This is a genomic window from Lacinutrix sp., from assembly GCF_037625555.1.
Taxonomy (GTDB): domain Bacteria; phylum Bacteroidota; class Bacteroidia; order Flavobacteriales; family Flavobacteriaceae; genus Lacinutrix.
The window spans coordinates 1-5,412 of the sequence record NZ_JASJHV010000019.1 but is presented as its reverse complement, the minus strand read 5'-3'; the positions used below and the strand labels follow the sequence as shown (position 1 = coordinate 5,412).

General features: G+C 31.7%; 4 protein-coding genes. 2 read left to right on the top strand and 2 right to left on the bottom strand.

Annotated features, from left to right (window positions below; genetic code table 11):
• Positions 1–121 precede the first annotated feature (121 nt).
• Together QNK89_RS01100 and QNK89_RS01095 are read left to right on the top strand one after the other, a co-directional pair.
• The gene (locus QNK89_RS01100; RefSeq protein WP_340169137.1) at positions 122–337 is read left to right on the top strand and encodes a histidine kinase dimerization/phospho-acceptor domain-containing protein; all 216 of its coding nucleotides are present in this window, start codon (positions 122–124) and stop codon (positions 335–337) included.
• Positions 309–770, top strand: coding sequence for a HAMP domain-containing sensor histidine kinase (locus QNK89_RS01095; protein WP_340169136.1), 462 nt, complete (start codon positions 309–311; stop codon positions 768–770). Before QNK89_RS01100 ends, QNK89_RS01095 begins: the two co-directional genes overlap by 29 nt.
• A gap of 127 nt (positions 771–897) precedes the next feature.
• Here the strand turns inward: QNK89_RS01095 and QNK89_RS01090 are convergent, their stop codons facing one another.
• Complete coding sequence (locus QNK89_RS01090; RefSeq protein WP_340169135.1) at positions 898–3,024, bottom strand: thioredoxin domain-containing protein; 2,127 nt, start codon at positions 3,022–3,024, stop codon at positions 898–900.
• 106 nt (positions 3,025–3,130) lie between these two features.
• Positions 3,131–5,412: T9SS type A sorting domain-containing protein (locus QNK89_RS01085; RefSeq protein WP_340169134.1), on the bottom strand; the 2,282-nt coding region annotated here is incomplete at its 5' end.

Below are 5,412 nucleotides of genomic sequence, written 5' to 3'. Positions count from 1 at the left end.
CATGACGCTATATTTTATGCTGGTGTACCATTAATAAATCCAGAAGGTTATAAATTAGGTACATTATGTGTTTACGATCATGAACCAAGACAACTAAGTAAAGAACAAAAAAAAAGCTTTAATGGCAATGTCTAAAGAGGTTGTAAGGCTTTTTGAGCAACGAAAACAGAATCAAATTTTAGAAAATTTAAAAAACAAGTTAGAAAAACATAATAAAGAACTTAATAAATTTGCTTCTATAGTTTCTCATGATTTAAAATCACCGCTTGCAAACATTATTTCCTTAACCGAGCTTTTAGAAGAAGAAAATGATGGGAGACTTAACGGAATATTTTAAGATGTACCTTAGCTACCTTAAAAGCTCCTCTTTTGCCTTAAGAGATTATATAGATGGTATTTTAAAGTATTATAAAAATGACGATTTATTAAAACTAAAAAAGGAAACCATTGCTTTTAAGACTTTAGTATTAGAGGCAAAAAAAATTACTGTTGCTAAAAACAATGCTATCATTAATTTTAATGAAGAACTATTAAATATTAAAGTAAATAAATCTGCTATTTTACAGATATTGGTTAATTTAATTACAAATGCAATAAAGTATTGCGATAAAGAATTTACCGAAATAACTTTAGATGTAAAAGTATCTTCAAGTCACTACAACTTTAGTGTTAAAGATAATGGTAAAGGTATTGCAGCAAATAAACTACATTCCATTTTCGATTTGTTTACCACTCTGATAAAAAAGATGAGGCTGGTAATCAAGGAATAGGCTTAGCAACTGTTAAGAAATTAGTTAATAGTCAAGGAGGTGAAGTTAAAGTAACCTCTAAAATTGGTATTGGAAGTGTTTTCCTGTTTAGTATTAAAAAATAATATACTTCAAACTTAACTAAAAACTACTTTTGTAATTGCCTAACAGCTTCTTCTGTACTTGTTACAGGTAGCTTACAAGCTCCATCAACACAAACATATATATAAGTATCTGCTTCTATAAATCTATTTTCCATAATTGGCAACTTACTCTCTTTTGTCGAGCCAGCAATTAAAATATTAGGTAGGTAATAGTTATTAACCTCTTTTAATTTCTCTTTAGCATTAACTCCAGAAATTGCTACTTCGTAGTATGGGTTTGAATAATTTAAATATAGAGATAGCCAATTAGAATAACCAGAAGGTGATTTATCTATATTAAGCTTCATGTTATTTAGCATTTGTTTTGCTAATGCTAAATAGGTGTTGTTTGAGTAATAATGACCAAGTTTAAAAAGATTATCTGCTAAAACTGAATTTGATGATGAAATAACATTGTCTATAACTTCCACTTTTCTGGTAATTAAATCTGTTTCTGTATCTGTAGTAAAATAAAACATCTTATTATTTTTATCTAAAAAATGAGTAATACAATAATCCATTAAATCTTTAGATAGGTTTAACCACTTCTCATCAAAAGTAATTTGATATAAATCAATATATGCCGAAATAACATGAGCATAGTCCTCAGAGAATCCATTAATAGTTGCTTTACCATCTTTATAATTATGAAAGAGTGAACCATCGTTTTTAAGTTGATTCTCTTTAATAAACTCTGCATTTTGTATGGCTTTATTTAAATAATTAATATCTCCAAAAACACGATACGCATCTACAAAACCTTTTAACATAAGCGCATTCCAAGACGTTAAAACTTTATCGTCTGTTCGTGGTTTAGACCTATTATTTCTAACATTAAATAATAATTGTTTCCATTTATACACTTTTGTATTAAGTTCCGTTGCATTAATATTATTGGACTTCGCAAAGGCATCAACATCTGAAGTCTTCTTATATAAAACATAATGATTATTCTCCCATTTATTTTCAATATTTATATTGTAATAAGCCGAAAACAAAGAAAAATCTTCTTTAAGTATGGATATTAATTCCTCCTTAGTCCAGCTATAGTATACACCTTCTTCTAGTTCGTTTTTATCATTTTTACTGTCTGCATCTATAGATGAGAAAAAAGCGCCATCTTTTTGAGAAAGTTCTCTCTCTATAAAAATTAAAGTTTCTAATGCTACAGTTTTGTAATTTTCATTTTTAGTAAGCAAAAAAGCTTGTGAGTAAACACTTACTAATTGGGCATTATCATAAAGCATTTTTTCAAAATGAGGTATATGCCATTTATCGTCGACAGAATATCTTGAAAATCCTCCACCAACTTGATCGTAAAGTCCACCATTTGCCATTTTACTTAAAGAAGTTGTTACATAATCTTTTAATATTTTATCATCATTCTGAAAACTGTAACGTAACAAAAAACTTAAATTATTAGGCATAGGAAATTTTGGTGCACCAATATTACCACCCAATTTATAATCTAAATTTTGTTTCCAAGAACTAACATACTTCTCAAGATTTTCTGTTTTAAATGGTACGTTTTCTTTATTTAAAGTAATTAAATCTGAAGATTTTACACCTTGAGTTAGTTCTTCTGCATAGGCCATCACCTTTTCAGGATTAGTTTTGTAAAGATTAGAAATGTCTATCAAGATTTTCTGCCATTGCTCTTTAGAAAAATAAGTGCCTCCTAAAACAGGTCTTCCGTCTGGTAACGTAATGCAATTAAGTGGCCAACCACCACTTCCTGTCATTAATTGTACAGCATTCATGTATACTTGATCGACATCTGGACGTTCTTCTCTATCTACTTTAATATTAATAAAACTAGTATTCATTAGTTTTGCAATAGAGTCGTTTTCAAAACTTTCTTCCTCCATTACATGACACCAATGACAAGCAGAATAACCTATAGAAATAACAATTAATTTATTCTCCTTTTTAGCCAAAGCCAAAGATTCTTTATTCCAAGCTTTCCAAGCTACAGGATTATAGGCATGCTGTAATAAATATGGACTTGTTTCATTAATCAATTCATTTGCTAATTGATTATTGTCTTCCTTTTTATTGTTAGGTTTATTTTTTTGAACACAACTCGACAATAAAATGAAAAGTAGTGCTATTGAAGCTATTTTATTAAACATATGCAATTAGTAATTAAATTATAACAAAGTTAGTTGATAATTAGAAACAAAAAAGCCGCAAAGAAAAAAACATCTCTACGGCAATTTTTAAATGTAATATTATAATTTATTCTTTAACTAACTTAATTGTACTAGTACCAGAATTAGTATTAATTTTTGCAAAATATAAACCACTATTAAGTGATGTACTGCTAATTGTTAATTCTGTTGTGTTAGGATTTAAAGATATTACTTGTTTTCCTAGAATATCGTAAATCTGAACTGAGTTAATTTGGTAAGTTCCTTTTACATTCCAATTATTACTTGTTGGGTTAGGATATACTGAAAAACTAATAGTTTCAAATTCTTGATTAGATAAAGTACCTGAACAATCGTCTCCAACTGTATAACTCCTAGAGACTAGTAAACCACCACCGGCTGCCCATGCAAAACTAGCAGTAAAAGGTATTACAGCTCCATTAGTTAAACCTGTAAATGTATATTCATATATTTGTCCAGAAACAAGACTAGGGTTTTGATTACCATTACCATCATTAAAATATTGTGCAACAAGACCAGTCACAGTATTTAATAGTTCAAGGGTAACTTTAACATCCGTACCATTCGCTAAAGTCTCAAAAGTGTATGCATAATCCGCAGTTTGACCTATACAATCAGTACTCGGATCTGCTATTGTTGTAACAATTACAGAAATTGCATTATTTGCTGCTGGATTTCCTGAAGCATCACTTGCAGAGACCATAAAAGTATACATTGTTTCTGATGTTAAACCAGAAATAACTAATGAGGTTTCAACTCCTGAAGCTCCAGTTATTTGTGCAGTACCGGCATTATCGTAAGTCACATCGTATGTTATGTCTGATCCAGCATCTGAAGCATTTAATAACAATTCTACAGAAAAGGCACCTACTGTTCCTGCTGTAGTAGTAAAAGCAGTTGGAGCTATTAAATCACATGGTGCACAATTAGGCCCACCACAATCTATTGCTGTTTCTCCATTATTTAGTACTCCATCTGAACATGTTTCTGGATCTGCACCAAAAGACATATTATCTATAATGTATGTCCCAGAAAGACCATTAGTAGGTGTACCATTTACATTAGGAGTAGCTGCTGTACCTCCTAAATCTCCAACATCTGTAAAAATTACCAATTTTTGTCTTGAGGTTAAACCTCCATTGAAATTTAATTCTACATTTAGAACATCTGTACCTACTGTCTGAAAATTCGCTTCAAGAGCTCCACCTCCACCTTGGAAACTAACACCATGTTGGTGTACTTCTCCTGGCAAAGCTGTTGTTGACTGCATCGTAAATCTTAAAGTATTATTGAATTCATCTGAAAGATCAATTGGATCAGTAAAGGTTACTTGAACATTATCCCAGTCAGATACACCTGCTGTAACTTCAAGTACATCCATTCCTGGACCATTTGTTAATCCTGGACCACCATCTCCTATAAAACCGTGAAGTGTACCTTCAAAATCAAAAGGCAAAGCAATAACTGCTGTAGTAGTAGCCATTACTGATATTGCATTATTAGCTGCTGGATTACCTGCAGTATCACTTGCTGATACCATAAAAGTATACATAGTTTCTGCTGTTAAACCAGGAATAATTAAAGATGTTTGTACACCAGAAGCTCCTGTTGTTTGTGCTGTACCTCCGCCATCATAAGTTATATCATAAGTTATATCTCCTCCTAAATCATCGGTTGCATTTAATAATAACTCTACAGAAGTTCCTCCTACAGCACCTAAAACTGCTGTAAATCCAGTTGGTGGTGTTATATCTGTTGAACAAGGGTCACAATTTGGCCCTCCACAATCTATTGCTTCTTCTCCGTTATTTAATATACCGTCTGAACACGTACCAGGATCAAAGCCTAAAGACATATTATCTATAATGTATGTCCCAGAAAGACCATTAGTAGGTGTACCATTTTGACCACCAGCAGCAGCGATACTCAAATCTCCAACATCAGTAAAAATTACCAATTTTTCTCTTGAGGTTAAACCTGCATTAAAATTTAATTCTACATTTAAAACATCTTGACCTACTGTTTGAAAATTTGCTTCAAGTGCACCACCACCACCTTGAAAACTAACACCATGTTGGTGTACTTCTCCTGGCATAGCTGTTGTAGACTGTATTGTAAATCTTAAAGTGTTTTCTGCAGCATTTGAAAGATCAATAGGCGTAGCAAAAGTTACTTGAACATTGTCCCAATCTGATACACCTGCTGTAACTTGAAGCACATCCATTCCTACACCATTTGTTACTCCAGGACCACCATCTCCTACAAAACCGTGAAGAGTGCCTTCAAAATCAAAAGGTAAGGACTGAGAGTACCCAAAGGATACTGCGAAAATTAAAATTAGTAAAGTAA